This is a genomic window from Clostridium drakei, from assembly GCF_000633595.2.
GTDB lineage: Bacteria > Bacillota > Clostridia > Clostridiales > Clostridiaceae > Clostridium_AM > Clostridium_AM drakei.
On the sequence record NZ_JIBU02000018.1, the window covers coordinates 672 to 20,982 of the forward strand.

A 20,311-nucleotide genomic window follows, 5' to 3' on the forward strand; every position below is an offset into this window, starting at 1 on the left:
GTCCTGTCGCTTTCGGAGCTTTTGCCGTCCTGGCAAAAATTACGAAATTTTTCAATATCTTAAGCAAAGAACTTCTAAAATTCGTTCGAATCTTCCTTCACAGCATATATCAGTCTCCATACAGTTGAAATTTACTTCTCAGTGCATTGCGTATACATATAATACATTATTACATGATTCTCAATAGAAAACTCAGATTTTATAATACTTATTATCCAATTTATGCATATTTTAGCTGTTTTAATAATATTCTATGACGGAGCCTGAAAAAATAATAAATTTGTTGATTATTACATTCATGAGATACTTGCATGTTTTTTTATGTTATATTTTTCAACAACTTAAATAATAAATTTCTTTTAAAGTATTTCTATATATGTAGAAAGCAAGTTGCTTTTAAATGAAATATATTAGTCTAGCAGCAAGCTACGCCTTAATTTTTAAGCATTATAGTTGTGATTATAAATATAATTTTGACTTACTAAAACCACTTACCATATATCACGGAATAAAAGTTAAAATCCAAACTTCCACTGCACCCTTATGTCGCAATATGCTTATTATTATCACTTAGCTTAAACTTACTAACTATATCATCAAGTTTTTCAGATATACCATTGAGCTTCTGCATGCTCACATTTATGTTTTCAATTGAATTATTTTGTTCTTCAACTGAAGCTGCTAATTCCTGACTCCCTTCAGAGGACTTTTCTGAAATGAAGGATATATTTTCTATTGACTTTACAACTGAATTTTTGTCTGCATCAACTTCATTAATTTTTTCAACCAAAGCATCTATGGTTAAAATCATTTCATCCATGGATTTTTTCATTATATCAAATGATTCATTGGATTTTTTCATGCTCTCATTGACTTCGGTATTAGTTTTGGCTACACATTCAATATTCTTTAATACCATTTCTATTTCTTCTCGTATTTCATTTACCACTTTGGAAATATTGCTTACAGATTTTTTGGTTTCTTCTGAAAGTAATCTAACTTCTCCTGCTACCACTGAAAATCCTTTTCCTGCTTCACCTGCTCTTGCAGCTTCAATAGCTGCATTTAATGCAAGCAAGTTAGTTTGATCTGATACTGACTTTATTTCATCTACTATTTTAACTATGGATTTGGACTTTTCGGCAAGATCATTTATACTCCTTGTGGCTTCCAAAACGGTTTTATTATTATCATTTAGTTTTAAATTTAATGATTTTATCTTCAATATTCCAGTGTCGTTTATACTTTTTACATTTGAAAAATGTTCTTTGAATTTATTTGCATTACTTGTTATATTATTTATTTCAGCAGATAAATCATTTAATTTTTCATTTCCTTTATTTGCTTCAACTGTTTGTAAAACTGAGTCACTAGCCATTTCTTCAGCTGTTTTTGAAACTTCTTCAATTGATGTTGAGGATTCACTTAATGCATGTAATATACTATTTGAATACTCAAGAATATCATAGGAACTGTTTTTTATAGTTTGAACTACAGAAGTTAAAGTTTTGGAAAGTGATTGTATATCACATGCTATATCCGCTAATTCATCTTGATTATTAATAACACTATCTAATTTATCTGTATTATAGTTGAAATTTAATTTTCCTATTTGTGATATTACATATCTTATATTATCTATAGGTCTTGATATTATTATGGCAATGTATCTTGAAAATATAATAGCTGCAGCTATGCATATAATTAATATAATTAGGTTTAATGCTATAAGAGAACGAAGGTCTTTTGTAAATTCACTTTTAGGAACTGCAAATCCAACAGTCCAATTGGATGCATTGACCTTAGATGCCGAAAAGTATTTGTTTATTCCATCATAATCATCCATATTTATGATTTGTCCATTTTTTTCTGTAATAGTTTTGTATTTTCCACCCTTAAAGTCATATAAACTTTTAAGCTTGTCTTTTTCAGGCTTTAAATCTTTATAAGGATGGACTAATACATTATTTCTATCATCAATTAAATAACCATAGCTATTTTCAATTGGTTTTGCTTTTTCTATTACATTTGTGATGGAGTCCATTTTTATATCTTCGGAAACTACGCCTAGTAGTACTCCATCTTTTGATACAGTGGTAGATATTGATACAACCATTTTCTTAGTTACCAGATCATAATAAGGCACATAGACCACTCCATTTTTTGAAAGGGCATTTTTGTACCAATCTCTTTTTGTAGGATCAAAATCTGCTGGAGGAATCCATCCTGATCCATCTATGTGAGTTTTATTTGTAAATCCCATATATAAATCTGAAATATTAGGATTTGCTTTAAGTTTTTGCTTAAAATAACCTGTTAATTTATTATTGTCATCTATTATATTGTTATCATACATATTATCAACAATATCTTTAAATTTTATGGTTTCTTTATCAAGCCATCCATTTACAATTTCAGAATATTTTTCAGATGATATGCTCATTTTATTACTATATTGATTTATAAGTATGTTTTTGGATATTAAATAACTTCCAGTAGATGAACAAAATAATAATAAAACAATTAATAACAGCATTGAAAAGGTTATTCTGTTTTTTATACTATTCATACAGCATTGCCTCCTTAATTTGATAATTTTATATTTTTTCATAGGTATATTTATCAAAATATTAATATTATAGTACTATATTTGATGAATTTTTGTAATAACCTCTGCGATACGTTAACGATTTGTTAACATTTCTTTTATATAATGAAGAGTATAAAAAGAACATTCATATATTTACTGTATCTTCAAAGTATTTGGTGTGATATAATTTTTAAAGGAAATTTTCAATGGTAAGGAGGAAATGCTGAATATGGGAAAAACAACTGATGAAAAAACATCTTTACAATTATCGAATCATAAAAGAAAGCTTGCTATTGCTGCAGTTGCACTAGGTACTTTTATGTCTGCATTAGATTCCAGTGTAGTAAACATAGCATTACCTAATATAAGCGCTCACTTTAATACAAATCTTTCAACTATTGAATGGGTTGTAATGTCTTATCTTCTTATAATAAGTAGTCTGCTCATTACATATGGACGAATGGGAGATATGTATGGACATAAAAAAGTTTATGTTAGAGGATTTATAATTTTTACTTTAGGATCTTTTTTATGTGGAATATCACCAAATATAATTATTTTAATCATTTCACGTATTATTCAAGCAATAGGAGCAGGGATGCTTATGTCCATGAGTTCTGCTATTATTACAAATATTACGCCTTCAGAAGAACGTGGAAAGTCTTTAGGTATAATAGCTGTTTCTGTTTCAATTGCGCTTGCCACAGGTCCGGTTATAGGAGGTATTTTAACTTCTCTTTTAGGATGGGAGAGTATTTTCTATATTAATATACCTATTGGAATATTTGGTTGTTTTTTTGCTGAAAAAGTTATTCCTAAAAGTACAATTATTGATAAGCAGCCATTTGATATAAAAGGTTCTGTACTAATTTTTGCATCATTAATTACTATACTTCTTCCACTAAGCTATACTGAAACCTACGGATGGGAAAATCCTTATATAATAACTTCACTTATTGGAGGAATAATGCTACTTGGGCTTTTTATTTTTGTAGAAAAGAAAGCACAATATCCTATGATGGATTTAAGCATGTTTAAAAACAAGCTTTTTTCCATGAGTAATTTATCAGCACTTTTAAGCTTTATAGCACAATTCTCGGTAATATTAATTATGCCTTTTTATCTACAGCAATTAAGAGGACTTCCGCCATCAAAGGCAGGATTCTTAATGATACCTATGCCTCTTACTACTATGTTTATAGCTCCTATAAGTGGTGCTATTTCTGATAGAATAGATAGTAGATATATCAGTGCATTAGGTATGGCTATAGCCTCATTTGGCATCTACCTTTTAAGTAATTTAAAAATTGGATCTTCCCATAGTTATATTGCTATGGCCCTTATGATTACAGGTTTAGGTACTGGCTTATTTCAGACTCCTAACAACAGTGCTATAATGGGCAGTGTTGCAAACAATAGAAGAGGTATTGCTTCAAGTATACTTGCTACTATGAGAAATATAGGAATGGTACTAGGAATAGCAATATCTGGTGCAATTTTTAGTACTCATCAAAATTACTTACTTAGAACTCTCTCAACAAAAGGATTAAATGCTAATGAAATAAAGGTTCAAGCCTTTACTGGAGCTCTTCATCTTGCATATACAGTAGGTGCTGCAATAGCATTTGCTGCTATTGTAACATCGCTAATAAAAGGTACAACTAAAAGGACAAATAAGTAAATATATTGATTTAATAACTTAATTTGGCTAAACAATTAAAAATGTGGTAATATTTAAAGTAGAAATATTATTTCATGACTTAATAGGAGGCTAATATGGTTAAAATTGATTTAAAAGTTAATCAAGGCAGTCCTCAGTATAGTTGTAGTTCTTGTAGTGATTGTCAAAGTGTTTTTGGAAAGAGCTTATGTTCAATAAAAAATAGAGGATGCTGCTGGTATTTTCCTAAATTTACACTGTATGAAATTCATAAAATGGCAAAAGAGGAAGATGGATTAAAAATATTGAATAGTATTGTAAGACTTCCCAAAGTAAAAATTTATAATTATTATATTCATGCAAAAGGGTATTTTGATGAAATAGGGTACACAAGATATATTAAAACCGAGCATGTATATGATGTTTCTCTAAAGGATAAATCTATTTTCTTTAGAGCATGTCCATTTGTAAATCAAGGAATAGGATGTATGCTGCCTGAGAAATATAGAAGCTATGTGTGCAACTTTTTTATTTGTGCTGAAGTAGTAAAAAAGGTACAAAAATATGATGAATTTAAAAATTATATAAATGAGCGCACCAATTATGTTAGATGGATTGAATGGGAGAACTTTTCCCTTGAAGAATTTTTAGCTGAGAAAAAATTAAATTTAGAGGACAATTTTGAGGAAGTTATAGAGGTTCTTAAAGATATGCCATTAGAGGAATATGAATTTAGGAGCTTAAAACCAATAGTAGCAATAGAAAAATTTAGTGATTATGAAAAGAAAAAAATTGGAATAAATTAGGCATTTTAAATGTGGCAGACTCATACTTATTAAAAGTATGAGCCCTTTAAATTTATAAACTGTATTTAGCTACAAATTCTTTAAATGAATTTGACTTTTTTATATTTTCCAATTCTTCATCTTCCAAAATGTATTTCAAGAACTCAGGATACAGCTTTAAAGCCATAATTATATCTTCACAAGCCCTATTTTCTTCACCAATCAAGGCATAAAAACAACTTCTGTTATAATATAAAAAATGTGTTTCACTGCAATTATTAATTCCACTAGATAAAACTTCTATGCCTTTTTTTGTATCTGCATATTTATAGATTACAGCTAAATTTAAATAACTGTATTCATAACTCTTATTTTTTTCAATTGCTCTTTCATAGAAGTTAATTGCTTTTTCTATCATATTAAACTTATAATAAATTACTCCCATATTGAACAAAGCTAAATAATTATTAGGATCTATCCTTAAAGCTTTTGAAAACTTCTTATAGGCAGCACCATTTTCATTTCTTTCTTCATAAATGCATCCTAGGTTTAAATTTGCCCAAAAATCCATAGGATTTAGGCTTAACAATTTTTCATAAGTTTCTATTGCTAAAGCTTTTTTTTCAGATACATCATAAACATTAGCTAAGAAAAAATAAGCTTTATGATAATTTGGATTTATATAAATAGCTTTATTATATAACTTTATAGCTTCTTCATAATTTTCTTCTTCATCATATATTGTAGCTAAACCGTAATAAGCTCTTTCTTCATAGTTATCTATGCTTAAAGCTTCCTTATAATAATCTTTGGCTTTCTCTGATTTTCCTAAAAAATCATATATTAAAGCTAAATTAATTATTGCATCTATATCTTCACCGTTTGAAAGTTCATAAGCTCTATTATATAAATTTAGTGCCTTAATCAATTTGTTTTTCTCAAAAGCTTCTTCTGCTTTTTCTAAATATTTATTAATTTGCATATCATCCTTCATAAATACACTCTTTCTATTAAATTATTTTAATTTGAATAGTTAAAATTATTAGCATTCAACAATTTTAATCCAGTTCTTTAATTATAGCATTTATATAATCTTGTGGTATACTTTATTAGGACTAGAAGATAGTGAAGGTTGTTAAATTGAAGCATAAGAGGTGAATTAAATGAAAGAGATAAATTATACAAAATTAATAGAAGATCTAAAAAATGCTGATGATAGGCAGAGAGCTGAAATAATAGATAAACTTTCAAGGAATTATAATAATGCAATGCCGTTGTTGTGGTCAGAAGCCTTAAATCAAGATAATCCAAGAGCAGTACTTTCTGTTATAAGAGATATTATAAAGAAAGAGAAACCTAGAGGTATATTTAAAAGAACTGTGGGGCATTCCAAACAAAAGCTTAGTGACCTTCTGAAACATTCAGATCCCAAAGTTAGAAAGAATGTATGTGGAATTATTGGTGAAATGGGTGATTCAAAATATTTAGAGGCTTTATATAGTGCATATGGTTCAGAGGAACAGCTATTTGTAAAATCATCATATGTACTTGCAATAGGAAATTGTGGTGGAATTTTGGATGCAGAAAAGCTTAAGTCAATATTTGAAGAATTAATAATTAAAGAAAAATCTCCAAAAGATAAAAATTTGGCTGTAAAGGATGAGAAGCACATAAATGAAGAAAAACGTGCACTTACAAGGGCTATAGCTAAATTATCTCCTCCAAAGCCTCATGAATTTACAGGCTTTAAGAATCCTGTACCTATGATATTAACAACTATGAATGATCATTTTCAAATTACTTTAATGGATCTTAAAGAAAAATCAATTAAAGGCACAACTGTGACTGAAGGTATATATATTGAAGAAAAGGATTTAAAAAAAGTCTACGAATGTAGAACTTTTTATGAACTTCTCTTTCCTTTAGAATCTTGTAGTAATCTTGAACTTAATTATAAGGTAGTAGCGGATAAAATTATAAAGACAAATATTATAAGCTTTTTAAATCAGTGTCATGCAGGAGATAGTAACAACCCATTTTGGTATAGAGTTGAATTTAAAACTACAGATCACAGCAGGGAAAGATCGGAGTTTGTAAAAAACTTATCTAGAGAACTAGATGAAATTTCAGGTGGAAATTTAAAAAACAGCCCTTCCTCTTATGAAATTGAGATTAGGATAGTTGAGAAAAACAATTTATGTAGTGCATTCATCAAGCTATATACATTAAATGATAATAGATTTGATTATAGAGAAAAATCGCTAGCTGCATCTATAAATCCTGTAACTGCAGCTATTGTAATGAAAAATATAGAAAAATGGCTAAAACCTAATGCTAAAGTTATAGATCCGTTTTGTGGTGCAGGAACTATGCTAATTGAAAGAGCTAAATTAAAAGATTTTAAAAGCTTGACAGGAGTTGATATATTTAACACAGGTATTGCATATGCAGAAGTAAATTCTTACATAGCTAATGTTAAAATAGAATTAAAATGTGAAGATATATTAGAATTCTACTCAAGAGATCGTTTCGATGAGATGATATCAAATATGCCTTTTGAAAGTAAGTCAGGAGTTAGCAGCTTTAACACTAGATTGTATAGTGAATTTGTAAATAGGATTCCTAGTATTGTAAGACAAGGGGGAATGGTATTTCTTTATACAGTAGAAAAAAATTTACTTAAGGAAAGTTTGATAGATAATAAGTATCTTAAGATTATTGACACTATAAAGATGGAAAGTGGCGGCTTGATTCCTCACGTGTTTGTAATAAGGGTTTTATAATTAATTTATATTAGAAGGTGAATTGTATATACAATCTACCTTCTATATTTTCTAAATAGATATACTAAACTGGAGGCCTCTGTCTGCTAAGAAGAAAAATTATTCTATTATAGACTGTACTCTGCCAATTTTGCCATCCTGTAATCTTACTTTAATCCCTCTTGGGTGAAATTTAGAGTTTGTAAGGATATCTTTTACAACTCCTCTTGTTAATTTTCCTGTAGGTTGATCTTTCTTAAGTACTATGTCTACAACTCTTCCAGAATAAACATCTTCTCTTTTCTGTCCGTTCATTTTTTAATCTCCTTATTATAAGATATTCTTTAGTTAATATATTGACTTTTGCCTTTAATTTTATCATGGATAGATTATAACACTATTTTTATATTAAGTGAAACTTGTTAACTTAAAATTTATGCTATTTTATTTGTTAAGACTAATTTTCTTGTAATTTTAGTTAATGGGAATAATAGTGATAAAATAAAGAATCTTACTAAAGACAGGTGTGTTAAAAAAATAACAAGAATTAACTTTTCAGAAGTATCTGATAAGAAAAAATATTTTTTTTTATTAGAGAAAATAATGGAATTAAAAGGTTGTTTATACAATGTTTTCATGAATTTACATAACTCATCTTTTTATGTTAATAAAATAACTATTATGGTAATTTTGAGAATATTATGCTAACATTAAAAGTGTTAAGTGGTCATACCATACTGCCAGTTTTAAAAAAATTGATGTGTGGTTACTGCTTTGTTTATAATAATTTGCTTCAAAGTTTTAATTGAAGCAGTAGAGTTTTTGAATTAGCAATGATAAGGCGGATAACATTTTAATGAAGTCTTATATAGTCATTGTAAACGTTTTTTATAAGCACTTATATATTTTGTAGTTTTGACTATATTGGGTTTCTCAAAAGTATTAACTTAGTGGTATGACCATAATACTATATTACCACTAAGCTGCATAAAAACATATGAGAAAAATTATGTAGAATTAATGAAAAATATTAAGTTAGCATTTGATCCTAAAAGTATGTTAAATTAAGTTGATTTTGCTAACAAATCATTTATATTTAGGGGAGGAATGAACATGAAATTAAAAAATATAACGCTTGTAAAAGATGAAAAACCAGGCTAGTTAGGATTAATAGAGCTAAAGCCTTAAAGATACTAAATTCAGGAACTTTAAGAGAATTATATACTAATGATGGCCAAAAGAAAGATGCAGTATTTATAAAAAGATAGATAAATATTAAAAAATAAAGTGAATTTTATGTAATAAATTTTTTAGATTTATGGTAAGTATATACTAAAAGGTAAAGGGGATGAAAGTTATGCAGATTCTAGTATGCGTAAAACAGGTTCCAGATGATTCTGTTGAAATTCATTTGGATGATAAGGTGAAAAAACCTAATTTAAATGGGGTTACTTCGGTAGCCAATGCATTTGACACATATGCATTGGAATTAGCCGTTCGCTTTATGGAAGCGCATGGAGGAAATGTCAGTGTATTAACTGTTGGAGCAGAGGATTCTTTGAATACGTTAAAAAATTGTCTTGCAGTAGGAGCAAAGGAAGCATTTTTTATAAAAGATGACTTATATGCAGATTTAGATGCTCTTGGTACAGCTCATGTCTTAGCAGATGCAATTCATAAGATTGAAAAAGACAAAGATATGAAATTTGATTTGATTCTTTGTGGAAAAGAATCTACAGATGAAATTACAGGTCAAGTAGGAGCAATGCTTGCTGAAGAACTAGGGACAGGCTTCGTAAGCAGCACAATTGAAATTGATCTAGAAGAGAATGTTATGAAGGTTCATCAAGAAACTGAAGAAGGGTATAATGTAGTTTCTTTAGATTCTCCAGCGGTAATAACAATAAGTAAACCAAATTATGATCCGCGTTATCCTACCATTAAAACTAAGATGGCAAGTCGTAAAGCAGTTATTCCAACTTATTCAGCTGCAGAAATTGGAGAGGTAAAACAAGCAAAGGTAAATTGTATTGAATATGTTGAACCTCCTAAGAGAGAAGCTGGTATCAAAATTCAAGAGAAAGATGTTACATTGGCAGTAAGTACTGCTTTAGAACAAATGAAAAAGGATAAGGCAATCTAATTAAGGGGGGAATAAAAGTATGAAAGCATTATTGTTTATGGAAACAGATGGAGAAAAAGTTTTAGGTGGAAGCCTTGAATTGATTAGTGCAGCAAAAGCATTAGATGCAGAAGGAACAGCCCTTATAGTAGGCAGCAAAACATCAGCTGATACAGCAGCTGCTTTGGGAATTCCAGTTATTTTTATAGATGCTGCTGCAGATTGTGATACTTTGACAGAAATATTATCAGAAATGGTCAAGGAACAAAATCCAGACATTGTTTTACTATCAAATACAGCAATGGCTAAGGATGTTGCACCTCGTATTGCAGGACGTATGGGCTTAGGATGTGTCAGCGATGTAATAGGGATTAATAAAGATAATGGCAAAGTTATATACACTAGACCAGCTTATGGTGGTACAGTTTTAGAACATATGGAAGTAGATGGTACTGCAGTAGTTACAGTTAGAAGCGGAAGTTTTTCAAAACCTGAAGAAGCTTCTAAGGCAGTTGTTACTGAGAAAAAGATGAAAATTCCAGCAGGCGCTATTAAAGCAAAAATTATTGATAAGGTAAAAGAAATTTCTGAAGCTGTTAATTTGGAAGAAGCAGAAGTTATTGTTTCTGGCGGACGTGGAATGGGAAATGTAGAAAATTTCAAACTTGTTGAAGAATTAGCAAATGTACTTGGCGGTGTGGTAGGTGCCACAAGGCCACCAATTGAAGATGGATGGATTTCTCGTGCACATCAAGTTGGACAATCAGGAAAGATTGTAGCACCAAAACTTTATATTGCATGTGGAATTTCTGGAGCAACTCAACATACATCTGGTATGTCAGGTTCTAATTATATTGTGGCAATTAATAAAGATGAAGAAGCTCCAATTTTTGAAATTGCTGATGTAAGTATTGTTGGAAATGTAAATGAAATTCTTCCAGTTATGATTGAAGAAATGAAGAAAGTAAAAGAAGAAGCAAAATAAAATTTTTTATTTCTTGGGCTAGGAATAAATTACTAAAATACAATCTATGGGAAACAATGTTAAATAATAAGGGAAAAGTTATATGATTAAAATATAAATGGTAGTACTAATTATAAGGTAATACCATAAAAATTGAATAAGGGGAAAAGAAAATGTTATTTTTTAAATTTTTATTAGCTATATTACCAATTATCTGGCTTATAGTGGCATTGAGTAAATTAAAAATGCCAGGTCATAAAGCTTGTTCTATTGCACTTGTTCTTACAGTGATTTTAGCTATTGGTTTTTGGAAATTAAATGTTATTTATACTGCATCAGCAGTATTAGAAGGATTACTAAATGCTTTGTGGCCAATTTGTTTGGTTATTGTTGCAGCTTTGTTTACGTATAATTTGACTTTACGTACAGGTGCAATGGAATCCATAAAGAAAATGTTGGCTGGAGTTTCTATTGACAAGAGAGTTTTAGTGTTAATTATTGGATGGGGATTCGGTAATTTCATGGAAGGTATGGCAGGGTTTGGCACAGCCGTTGCTATTCCAGCATCTATGCTTGCTGGCGTTGGATTAAATCCATTTGCAGCAGTTGTAGCTTGTTTAGTTGCTAACAGTACACCAACTGCATTTGGATCAGTTGGAATACCACTAGTAACACTTTCATCAGTAACAGGAATTACATCTCATACATTAGCAGCAAATACAGCAATGATTGAAGTAATTCTTGCTTTTATTAGTCCATTTATTATGGTATGTATCGTAGGTGGTGGAATAAAGGCATTAAAAGGAGCATTTCTTATTACATTAATTTCAGCACTAGCATTTGTACTACCTTGGTATGTTACAGCAGTAGCAGTTGGAGCTGAATTACCAAATATAGTAGGTTCTATTTGCTGTATGGCATGTACAGTTATTGCAGCAAAAGCCTTTAATAAAAAACCTGAAGATGAGTACAGCATTCTAACTAAGGAAGAAACAACTTCAAAAATAACTAAAGAAGAAACAGCTTCAGCAGTAGCTCAGGGTAAAGGAGAAGCTATATCATTTGGCAAAGCATTACAAGCATGGAGTCCATTTATTTTAATATTCGTAATGCTAATAATTACATCAACTTTATGCCCAGCAATTAATCATTTAATTGCAAAATACAAAACCATTGCCATTGTATATGCTGGTAAAGGCGGAGGTAAATTGACTTTTAGTTGGATCAATACACCAGGTGTTATCATCTTTATTGCTGCAATTATTGGTGGTATTATTCAAGGTGCAAAAGCATCAACCATGTTCGACGTATTGATTGCTACATTAAAAGCAAATTGGAAAGCAATGGCTACAATTTGCGCAGTTATGGCAGTAGCAAAGGTAATGGGCTATAGTGGAATGATTGCAGATATTGCAAGTCTTTTAGTTGTAGTTACAGGCAGAGCATATCCATTGATTTCACCATTAATTGGAGCTATTGGAGCATTTGTTACAGGTTCAGGTACATCAACTTGTGTTTTATTTGGAGGATTACAAGCAAAAACAGCTCAAAATCTTGGACTTTCTGCATCATGGATGGCAGCAGCCAATGTTCTTGGAGCAGGTATAGGAAAGATGATTTGTCCTCAAAGTATTGCAATTGGTGTAACTGCAGTTAATCAATCTGGTTCAGAAAGTAAGATTTTAGGAAGTGTGTTTAAATATTTTATGATCTATGTAGTTATTGCCGGCATCGTATGTTTTGTAGGAACATTGATATAAACTTTTAATAATATGTAAGAAAAAATTAGAAGGGAAGGATTATTATGGCCAAGTACAATGAATTGACAGAAGAATTAATTTCAAAACTTAAGGAGGCAGCTCCAGGACATATTTTGCTAGGTGATGATATAAATGAAGATTATTGTCATGATGAAATGCCTATTTATGGAAAGAAGGCTCCACAAGTTGTATTAACGGCACATTCTACAGAAGAAGTTGCTGCAGTAGTAAAAATATGTAATGAAAATAAAATACCAGTAACTCCAAGAGGAGCAGGAACAGGACTTGCAGGAGGAGCAGTTCCACTACTCGGAGGGGTTCTGATTGATATTTCAAAGATGAATAAAATACTTTCTTATGACATGGAAAACTTTGTTGTTCGTGTTCAAGCTGGTGTTCTATTAAAGGATCTTGCAGAGGATTGTACAAAACATGGACTATTATATGCTCCAGACCCTGGTGAAAAATCTGCTTGTCTAGGTGGAAATGTTTCAACAAATGCTGGTGGAATGAGAGCAGTTAAATATGGCGCAACTCGTGATTATGTACGTGCAATGACAGTTGTACTTCCAACAGGAGAAATTACAAACTTTGGAGCTTCAGTATCAAAAACAAGTTCAGGATATAGCCTTTTGAATTTAATGATTGGTTCAGAAGGTACTCTTGGAATAATTACAGAGATTACTTTGAAAACTATGCCAGCACCAAAGGTAGCTGCAAGTTTAATTATTCCTTTTGAAAATTTAGATGATTGTATTGCTACTGTTCCTAAATTTAAAATGGAGCACATGAATCCACAAGCATTAGAATTTATGGAAAGAGAAATTGTATTATCTAGTGAAAGATATGTTGGAAAGAGTGTATTCCCACAAGTAGTTGATGGAGTAACTGCAAATGCATACTTACTTGTTACTATAGATGCAAGTAGTGAAGATGAATTAAATAATCTTATTGAACAGGCAAGTGAAATAGTTTTAGAAGCAGGAGCAATTGATGTTCTTGTAGCAGATACACCTGCAAAAATGAAGGATGCATGGGCTGCACGTTCTAGCTTCTTAGACGCAATTATGGCAGAAACAAAATTATTAGATGAATGTGATGTTGTAGTTCCAGTAAATAAGATAGCTTCTTATCTTAATTTTGTAAATAAAACTGGTGAAGAATGTGGATTAACTATTAAGAGTTTTGGACATGCAGGAGATGGAAATCTTCATATATACCAATGTAGTAATGACTTAGAAGAGTCAGAATTTAAAACAAGAGTTGATAAATTCTTTAAGATCATCTATAAAGAAGCAACAGATTGTGGTGGTCTTGTTTCAGGAGAACATGGAATTGGTAGTGGAAAAATTAGCTATTTAGCAGATAGTGTTGGAAGCATAAATATGGAGTTAATGAAAGGTATTAAAAAAGCTTTTGATCCGAACTATATCATGAATCCAGGTAAGGTATGCTACTCATTAGATAAATAGTAATAATAATTAATAAAGCAAAATTATATGCACATAGAAAGAAAGGTAGGAAATTAATATGAATTTTAAACAAGATGAAAATCATGAACAATTACAACAAATGTACCGCGATTTTGCACAAAAAGAGGTAAAACCAATTGCAAAAGAAATTGATGAAACTATGAGATTCCCAAAGGAAAATGTAGCAAAAATGGCTGAAATGGGATTGCTTGGAATTCCATATCCTGAAGAATATGGTGGAGCAGGCATGGATACATTAAGCTATATGCAATGTGTAGAAGAATTAGCTAAATGTTGTGCAACAACAAGTACCATCGTTTCAGCACATACAAGTCTTGGTTCAGGACCTATTTACGCATATGGTACTGACGAGCAAAAGGAAAAATATTTAAAACCACTTGCTTCTGGTGAAAAATTAGGTGCCTTTGCATTAACAGAACCTTGCGCTGGAACTGATGCTTCTATGCAAAAGACAACAGCAGTACTTGAAGGTGACCACTATGTATTAAATGGTAGTAAAATTTTCATTACTAATGCAGGATTCGCAGATGTATATATTGTTCTTGCTATGACAGATAAAACAAAAGGAACAAGAGGTATTTCAGCATTTATCGTTGAAAAAGATTTCCCAGGATTCTCTGTTGGAAACCATGAAATGAAAATGGGAATAAGAGCATCTTCTACTTGTGAATTATTCTTTGATAATTGCATAGTTCCAAAGGAAAATCTTTTAGGACAAGAAGGTAAAGGATTTAAAATTGCAATGGCAACTCTTGATGGAGGTCGTATTGGTATTGCTTCACAAGCTCTTGGTATTGCAGAAGGCGCAATAGAAGAAACTATAAAATATGTAAATGAACGTGTTCAATTTGGACGTACTCTTTCAAAATTCCAGAATACACAATTCGAACTTGCTCAAATGCGTGCAAATACAGAAGCTGCAAAGCTTTTAGTATATCAAGCTGCATGTGCAAAGGATGATAATCAACCATATACACATTTAGCTGCTATGGCAAAATTAGTTGCCTCTAGAAATGCTAGTGATGTAACAAGACGTTGCTTACAATTATTCGGTGGATATGGATATTCAAGTGATTATCCAATTGAAAGAATGATGCGTGATGCAAAAATAACAGAAATTTATGAAGGAACATCAGAAGTTCAAATGATGGTAATTTCAGGATGGATGGGTGTTAAATAGTTAACACATATCATTTATCATGAATATTGACTGTGCACCGATAACGGGCGTAGATCTAAAATTCATTAGATTACCATATATTAAATTGCTATATATTTAGAATATTATATAAAAGGAGTATGGGTTAGTTTTATGCTTTGGATATATATACACCACTGATATTCAACTTATACTCCGGCAAATGTTGCCAAATCTCAGCACATATAAAAACTTTTTAATTATTCTTAACTTAGTATTTTAGAATAATTAAAAGTTTTTGTATGTGCTTTCCATTTTTAAAAACATATATCCCTCATTATCAATGCTGTCATTAGGTGGAAGCTTTTCAGCATATTTGGTTGCTATAGTCACTATACAGCTATTATGGTGGCTTGGTATACATAGATTTAATGTATAGTAGGTTTAGTGATAATTCAAGCGTCCACATAGTTTAAGGAGTGTTGTATAGTGCTTAAGCTGGGAAAGTTGAGTTATTCATTTACAGGTAAAGAGTGTAGTGCTAAAATTTATATATAAAAGGCATAGTTTATAAGAAGTTATTAAAAAATGAGGAGGTTTCGAGGTGGATTTAGTTCAAAAGAAGAATAATAGAACTGTTTCTAGCTGTTGAGGGGATGCTGCTGGTGCTAGTGAGCACACTAACTCCAACACTGAAAATTGTAAAATTTGTGGAGGGAAATTAGAGTATTTCAATTCTGGAAGAGAATTAACTTGTATTCTATGTGGTAAAAAAGAGGTTGGTAACATTTTTTGTGAAAATGGACACTATGTTTGTGATGAATGTCATGGTAAAGACCTTTTTGATAATATAAAGGATTATGTTTTAAAAAGTAAAAAATTGAATCCATTTGAAATTGCTGAATATCTGATGAATAAGGATAATGTTCCAATGCTTGGATGTGAAAATGCTTGGATAGCAGCAAGTTCTTTGATGGCAGCAATAAAGAATAATGGAATTGTTAAAGTTACGGATGAACAGATTGTTGAAGCATTAATAAGAACTAAGAGGCAAGCAATTGGGGGATATTGTGGATTAACAGGTGTATGTGGAATTGCACCAGCAATTGGTGCATGTTTTAGTGTTATTTTAGGTGCAGCTTGTCCTAAAGACCAAGAAACAGCTGTGACCATGAAAGTAGTTGCAAGAATTATTAATAAAATTGCTGATGAAACTGGTCCTTGCTGCTGCAAGAACTTTGTCAGAACTGCAATTGATGAGAGTATTAAAGCTGCAAAAGAATACTTAAATGTATCTTTGCCTTCAAATAGTGAAGTAATTATCTGCACTTACAGTTCCCGTCATCCTCATGGCTGTAGGGAAGCTAAATGTCAATATTTCAATATTAACGAAAACCGTTAAAATCCTAATATAAAAAGTAATGGAGAACGGTATTAACAAAACATATTGAAGTAAATTTCATAATCTTATTTGAAAAGCTTCAGTGGATTTATACATACTTTGCAAAATAAAAAATAACGAGTAGTGAGAACCAAACTGGATTTACACTACTCATTTTTTAATTATTATATAACCTTTGATTTTGTAAATATTAAAACTATTAGTATTTGCTATTATACTTTCTTTATTTTAAGCTTTGATACCATAAGATAAGTAAAAAGTGATAATAACATAAGAGATAAAATCATAAAAACGTCATTATTAGGTGTAATTAATGTAAACAATGCAATAAATGAACCTGAAATTGTTATAGGTATACCAGTAAAAACGCCATCAAATTCACTTAAATTGTATTTTGCCAATCGATAACAACCGCTTATAGTATATAGTAGTGGAATGATAAATCCTATTATACCCATATATTCTAAATGGAAAAAGTAATATTTAACAAATATTAAAAGGGCTGGTGCAACTCCAAATGAAACTAAATCTGCTAAGGAATCTAATTCTTTTCCAAGATTATTGGATACATTTAAAAACCTAGCAATCTTACCATCATATCTATCTATAATAGCTGCAAGAACTATTAATATAGCAGCATAAAAATAATTGTTATTAAATGTTTCAACTATTGAGATAATACCTAATGATAGATTAGTAAGTGTAAGTAAATTAGGTATAGAATTTTTTAACATATAACCACCTCTTAACTAATTTTATAAGATTCTTTATAATTGTTATTACGTGAAAGCTTGTTTATAATTTTGTCTTTGTAAATTATTCCTAAAATAAAGGCTATTAAAGCAAATGAACCTATTATTATTGTAGATGTATAATTTCTATAATGAAGATTTGATCCAACACTTACAGATGCTAAAAGCCATGGAAATCTACTAACAAGTAAAATACCAAAAAATTTCAAAGGTTTTATAGGAGTTAATCCTGCAACGTATATTAAAAAATCTTTTGGTAATCCAGGAATAAAGAAAATAATGAATAAAATGATAGAAAATTTTTTATTATCCATAATATCATTTAACCATTTAGAATTCTTTTTATTCATTAGCTTTTTCACAAAGGAATCACCTATGAGTCTGGTAAAATAAAAGGCTATAATAGCTCCTAAGAGCATACCTACTGTTGTGTAAGTTAGTCCTAAAGATACACCATAAATATATCCACCAGCAACTTGAATTACTTCTCCGGGGATTGGAGCAATTACTGTTTGCAGTACCTGAAAAAAGATAAATACAATAGTTCCTAATTTTCCTAGAGAAACTATATAATTTCTAAATTTATCAAGAGACATAGTCAGTTCAATAATATTTGGCAAATATTTTAATACCAATACAGTTGCACAAATTCCTAATAAATACATAAACATTTTAAAAATGAAAATTTTTTTAGATTTATTCATGATTGTTTCATCCTTTCTTATATGTTATAACTAATTAATATTTTATTAGAAACATCTTAAGATTTTTATATAGTAAATCTTAATAATTCTTAAGTCGCTTAAATAATGTAGATTTTAAGTTTAATGAATTATATACTAATAATTAAATGGAGGGTGAATGATTATGAAGAATATTTTGATTGCAGATGACAATGATGAAATAAGAGAAATAGTTCGTATTTTATTAGAGAGTGAAGGTTATAATGTTATGGAAGCTGTAGATGGTGAAGATGCTGTAATTAAAGTTGATAAAAATATAGATTTGATCATACTTGATATAATGATGCCTATAAAATCTGGATTTAAAGCATGTGTGGAAATTCGTGAAAAAACAAGTGCTCCTATTCTGTTTTTGACTGCTAAAACACAGGATTCAGATAAATGTATGGGATTTTCTTCCGGATGTGATGATTATCTATCAAAACCATTTTCTTATACAGAACTTGTTTCAAGAGTTAAAGCACTGCTTAGAAGGTATTATGTATATAAAGGAAAAGAGAAAGTTAATTCAAATGAAGATATTAATATAGATGGATTAATAATAAACACAACTTCAAATGAAGTGTTCATGGATAATAAAGAGATTATACTCACAGAAACTGAATATAGAATATTATTGCTTATGGCACAAAATCGAAAGAAGGTATTTTCAGCACAAAATTTGTATGAAAGCGTTTGGAAAGAACCTTACTTTTATTCTTGTAATAATACCATTATGGTACATATAAGAAATTTGAGAAGGAAGTTAGAAAAAGAACCACAAAACCCTAAATATATAAAAACAGTATGGGGAAAGGGGTATAGGATTGAATAAGAGATTTATATGTACAAAATTAGAAATCAAATTAATTCTAAGCGTAATATTTTCATCTGCTATTGCTGTTGGTATCTTTTTTTTACTATCAACAATAGGTGAAAATATATTATATAATTATTTTAATAAAACTTCTTTTGTAAGTAATCAAAAAAATCAGGCTATATCCGATTTTAAAAAGTATGTATCAGATAATAATTTGACAGTAAATGATCATGATAAAATAACAGAATGGGTTCGTAAAGAGAAATATGTAAATATTTATATTTATAAAGACAATAGATTAATTTATAGTTACAATATCAATAATCCCGATACTGGTTCCAATCTATTACAAGAAAGCCCAATAATTTTTTCGGATCAAGCACTTAGTGACATTAAATTTAATGATGTAAATGCAAAAATCTATATGGAATGTTTTTTTGAGTATAAATATTATTATATTGTAGCTTTTTTTGATGCTGCAGTTGCATTTTTATGCTTTATAGTAATTATGTTAATTTTAATAAAAAGAAAGACAATGTATATAGGAATACTTGAAAATGAAATAAAGATACTAGAAGGTGGCAATTTAAATCATGAGATCACCATTAAAGGAAATGATGAACTTTCTTCTTTGGCTCAAGGTATTGATGAAATGAGAAAGTCCTTTATGGAAAGATTGGAAAGTGAGGACAAAGCACATTTAGCTAATAGCGAATTGATCACAGCAATGTCACATGATTTAAGAACACCACTTACAGCACTAGTGGGATATTTAGATATTATAGAATATAAAAAATATAAGACAGATGAAAATTTGAAACAATATATTCATAACAGTAGGGAAAAAGCGTATCAGATCAAATATCTTTCTGATAAATTATTTGAATATTTTATAGTATTTAATACTAATGATGATGATTTGGAATTAGAAACTTTTGATGGAAATGAACTTTTAGAACAATTGTTAGGGGAGCAAAGTTTTATATTAGAAGACAATGGATTTGATTTTGAAATTGAATCTTGCAATGCACCTTTTTTTATGGAGATAAATTTAATTTCTATACGTAGAGTTTTTGATAATATTTTTTCTAATATTATTAAGTACGCGGATAAATCAGAGTCAATTAAAGTTAAATACTATATTCAAAAAAAGTTATTATTTATTTATATTGAAAATGAGATAAATAATAACTTAAAAGCAGTAAATAGTACAGGAATAGGACTAAGAACATGTAAAAAAATTATAGAAGGACACAATGGAAAAATTGAAACTGAAAAACAGGAGAATACCTTTTTCATTCAAATTGAACTACCTATAAAACTAAGTAATAGATGATTGGT

General features: G+C 29.9%; 16 protein-coding genes. 11 read left to right on the plus strand and 5 right to left on the minus strand.

Annotated elements, in window-relative coordinates:
* Nucleotides 1-541 precede the first annotated feature (541 nt).
* Nucleotides 542-2,569, minus strand: a complete 2,028-nt coding sequence (locus EG57_RS0209400; protein WP_032076979.1) for a methyl-accepting chemotaxis protein — start codon at nucleotides 2,567-2,569, stop codon at nucleotides 542-544.
* A 250-nt stretch (nucleotides 2,570-2,819) separates the two neighbouring features.
* Between EG57_RS0209400 and EG57_RS0209405 the strand changes: the two genes are divergently transcribed.
* Both EG57_RS0209405 and EG57_RS0209410 read left to right on the plus strand, forming a co-directional pair.
* Nucleotides 2,820-4,271 carry an MFS transporter gene (locus EG57_RS0209405; protein ID WP_032076980.1) on the plus strand — a complete coding sequence of 484 codons (1,452 nt, stop codon included), beginning with the start codon at nucleotides 2,820-2,822 and terminating at the stop codon, nucleotides 4,269-4,271.
* 95 nt (nucleotides 4,272-4,366) lie between these two features.
* Nucleotides 4,367-5,056: a hypothetical protein gene (locus tag EG57_RS0209410; protein ID WP_032076981.1), complete on the plus strand. Its 690-nt coding sequence runs from the start codon at nucleotides 4,367-4,369 to the stop codon at nucleotides 5,054-5,056.
* Nucleotides 5,057-5,108: 52 nt separating this feature from the next.
* Here EG57_RS0209410 and EG57_RS0209415 read toward each other — a convergent pair whose 3' ends face one another.
* Nucleotides 5,109-6,029: a tetratricopeptide repeat protein gene (locus EG57_RS0209415; RefSeq protein ID WP_032076982.1), complete on the minus strand. Its 921-nt coding sequence runs from the start codon at nucleotides 6,027-6,029 to the stop codon at nucleotides 5,109-5,111.
* A gap of 169 nt (nucleotides 6,030-6,198) precedes the next feature.
* On the opposite strand from EG57_RS0209415, the gene EG57_RS0209420 reads away from it, so the two are divergent.
* Nucleotides 6,199-7,818: a methyltransferase gene (locus EG57_RS0209420; RefSeq protein WP_032076983.1), complete on the plus strand. Its 1,620-nt coding sequence runs from the start codon at nucleotides 6,199-6,201 to the stop codon at nucleotides 7,816-7,818.
* Between the two features lie 99 nt (nucleotides 7,819-7,917).
* Here the strand turns inward: EG57_RS0209420 and EG57_RS0209425 are convergent, their stop codons facing one another.
* Complete coding sequence (locus EG57_RS0209425; protein WP_032076984.1) at nucleotides 7,918-8,112, minus strand: YwbE family protein; 195 nt, start codon at nucleotides 8,110-8,112, stop codon at nucleotides 7,918-7,920.
* 1,042 nt (nucleotides 8,113-9,154) lie between these two features.
* On the opposite strand from EG57_RS0209425, the gene EG57_RS0209430 reads away from it, so the two are divergent.
* From EG57_RS0209430 to EG57_RS0209455, 6 genes are all read left to right on the plus strand, one after another.
* Entirely contained in the window at nucleotides 9,155-9,940 is a 786-nt protein-coding gene (locus EG57_RS0209430) for an electron transfer flavoprotein subunit beta/FixA family protein (RefSeq protein WP_032076985.1), read from the plus strand.
* Nucleotides 9,941-9,959: 19 nt separating this feature from the next.
* A complete protein-coding gene (locus EG57_RS0209435; RefSeq protein ID WP_032076986.1) occupies nucleotides 9,960-10,904 on the plus strand; it encodes an electron transfer flavoprotein subunit alpha/FixB family protein in 945 nt (314 codons plus the stop codon).
* A 152-nt stretch (nucleotides 10,905-11,056) separates the two neighbouring features.
* On the plus strand, nucleotides 11,057-12,643 hold the full coding sequence (locus EG57_RS0209440) for an L-lactate permease (RefSeq protein WP_032076987.1): 1,587 nt from the start codon (nucleotides 11,057-11,059) through the stop codon (nucleotides 12,641-12,643).
* Nucleotides 12,644-12,687: 44 nt separating this feature from the next.
* The gene (locus tag EG57_RS0209445) at nucleotides 12,688-14,115 is read left to right on the plus strand and encodes an FAD-binding oxidoreductase (protein WP_032076988.1); all 1,428 of its coding nucleotides are present in this window, start codon (nucleotides 12,688-12,690) and stop codon (nucleotides 14,113-14,115) included.
* Nucleotides 14,116-14,173: 58 nt separating this feature from the next.
* Nucleotides 14,174-15,316 carry an acyl-CoA dehydrogenase gene (locus EG57_RS0209450; protein WP_032076989.1) on the plus strand — a complete coding sequence of 381 codons (1,143 nt, stop codon included), beginning with the start codon at nucleotides 14,174-14,176 and terminating at the stop codon, nucleotides 15,314-15,316.
* 562 nt (nucleotides 15,317-15,878) lie between these two features.
* Nucleotides 15,879-16,676: a DUF5714 domain-containing protein gene (locus tag EG57_RS0209455; protein ID WP_414629344.1), complete on the plus strand. Its 798-nt coding sequence runs from the start codon at nucleotides 15,879-15,881 to the stop codon at nucleotides 16,674-16,676.
* Nucleotides 16,677-16,888: 212 nt separating this feature from the next.
* Here EG57_RS0209455 and pssA read toward each other — a convergent pair whose 3' ends face one another.
* Both pssA and EG57_RS0209465 read right to left on the minus strand, forming a co-directional pair.
* Nucleotides 16,889-17,410 carry a CDP-diacylglycerol--serine O-phosphatidyltransferase gene (pssA, locus tag EG57_RS0209460; RefSeq protein ID WP_032076991.1) on the minus strand — a complete coding sequence of 174 codons (522 nt, stop codon included), beginning with the start codon at nucleotides 17,408-17,410 and terminating at the stop codon, nucleotides 16,889-16,891.
* Between the two features lie 11 nt (nucleotides 17,411-17,421).
* Nucleotides 17,422-18,132: a TVP38/TMEM64 family protein gene (locus EG57_RS0209465; RefSeq protein ID WP_032076992.1), complete on the minus strand. Its 711-nt coding sequence runs from the start codon at nucleotides 18,130-18,132 to the stop codon at nucleotides 17,422-17,424.
* A gap of 163 nt (nucleotides 18,133-18,295) precedes the next feature.
* Between EG57_RS0209465 and EG57_RS0209470 the strand changes: the two genes are divergently transcribed.
* Both EG57_RS0209470 and EG57_RS0209475 read left to right on the plus strand, forming a co-directional pair.
* Entirely contained in the window at nucleotides 18,296-18,985 is a 690-nt protein-coding gene (locus tag EG57_RS0209470) for a response regulator transcription factor (protein WP_032076993.1), read from the plus strand.
* A complete protein-coding gene (locus tag EG57_RS0209475) occupies nucleotides 18,978-20,306 on the plus strand; it encodes a sensor histidine kinase (RefSeq protein ID WP_032076994.1) in 1,329 nt (442 codons plus the stop codon). The genes EG57_RS0209470 and EG57_RS0209475 overlap by 8 nt, the downstream gene beginning before the upstream one ends.
* Nucleotides 20,307-20,311 lie beyond the last annotated feature (5 nt).

Coding starts and splice junctions, on each gene's coding strand:
- EG57_RS0209400 (WP_032076979.1), bottom strand. CDS start 2,569: ATGAATAGTATAAAAAACAGAATAACCTTTTCAATGCTGTTATTAATT.
- EG57_RS0209405 (WP_032076980.1), top strand. CDS start 2,820: ATGGGAAAAACAACTGATGAAAAAACATCTTTACAATTATCGAATCAT.
- EG57_RS0209410 (WP_032076981.1), top strand. CDS start 4,367: ATGGTTAAAATTGATTTAAAAGTTAATCAAGGCAGTCCTCAGTATAGT.
- EG57_RS0209415 (WP_032076982.1), bottom strand. CDS start 6,029: ATGAAGGATGATATGCAAATTAATAAATATTTAGAAAAAGCAGAAGAA.
- EG57_RS0209420 (WP_032076983.1), top strand. CDS start 6,199: ATGAAAGAGATAAATTATACAAAATTAATAGAAGATCTAAAAAATGCT.
- EG57_RS0209425 (WP_032076984.1), bottom strand. CDS start 8,112: ATGAACGGACAGAAAAGAGAAGATGTTTATTCTGGAAGAGTTGTAGAC.
- EG57_RS0209430 (WP_032076985.1), top strand. CDS start 9,155: ATGCAGATTCTAGTATGCGTAAAACAGGTTCCAGATGATTCTGTTGAA.
- EG57_RS0209435 (WP_032076986.1), top strand. CDS start 9,960: ATGAAAGCATTATTGTTTATGGAAACAGATGGAGAAAAAGTTTTAGGT.
- EG57_RS0209440 (WP_032076987.1), top strand. CDS start 11,057: ATGTTATTTTTTAAATTTTTATTAGCTATATTACCAATTATCTGGCTT.
- EG57_RS0209445 (WP_032076988.1), top strand. CDS start 12,688: ATGGCCAAGTACAATGAATTGACAGAAGAATTAATTTCAAAACTTAAG.
- EG57_RS0209450 (WP_032076989.1), top strand. CDS start 14,174: ATGAATTTTAAACAAGATGAAAATCATGAACAATTACAACAAATGTAC.
- pssA (WP_032076991.1), bottom strand. CDS start 17,410: ATGTTAAAAAATTCTATACCTAATTTACTTACACTTACTAATCTATCA.
- EG57_RS0209465 (WP_032076992.1), bottom strand. CDS start 18,132: ATGAATAAATCTAAAAAAATTTTCATTTTTAAAATGTTTATGTATTTA.
- EG57_RS0209470 (WP_032076993.1), top strand. CDS start 18,296: ATGAAGAATATTTTGATTGCAGATGACAATGATGAAATAAGAGAAATA.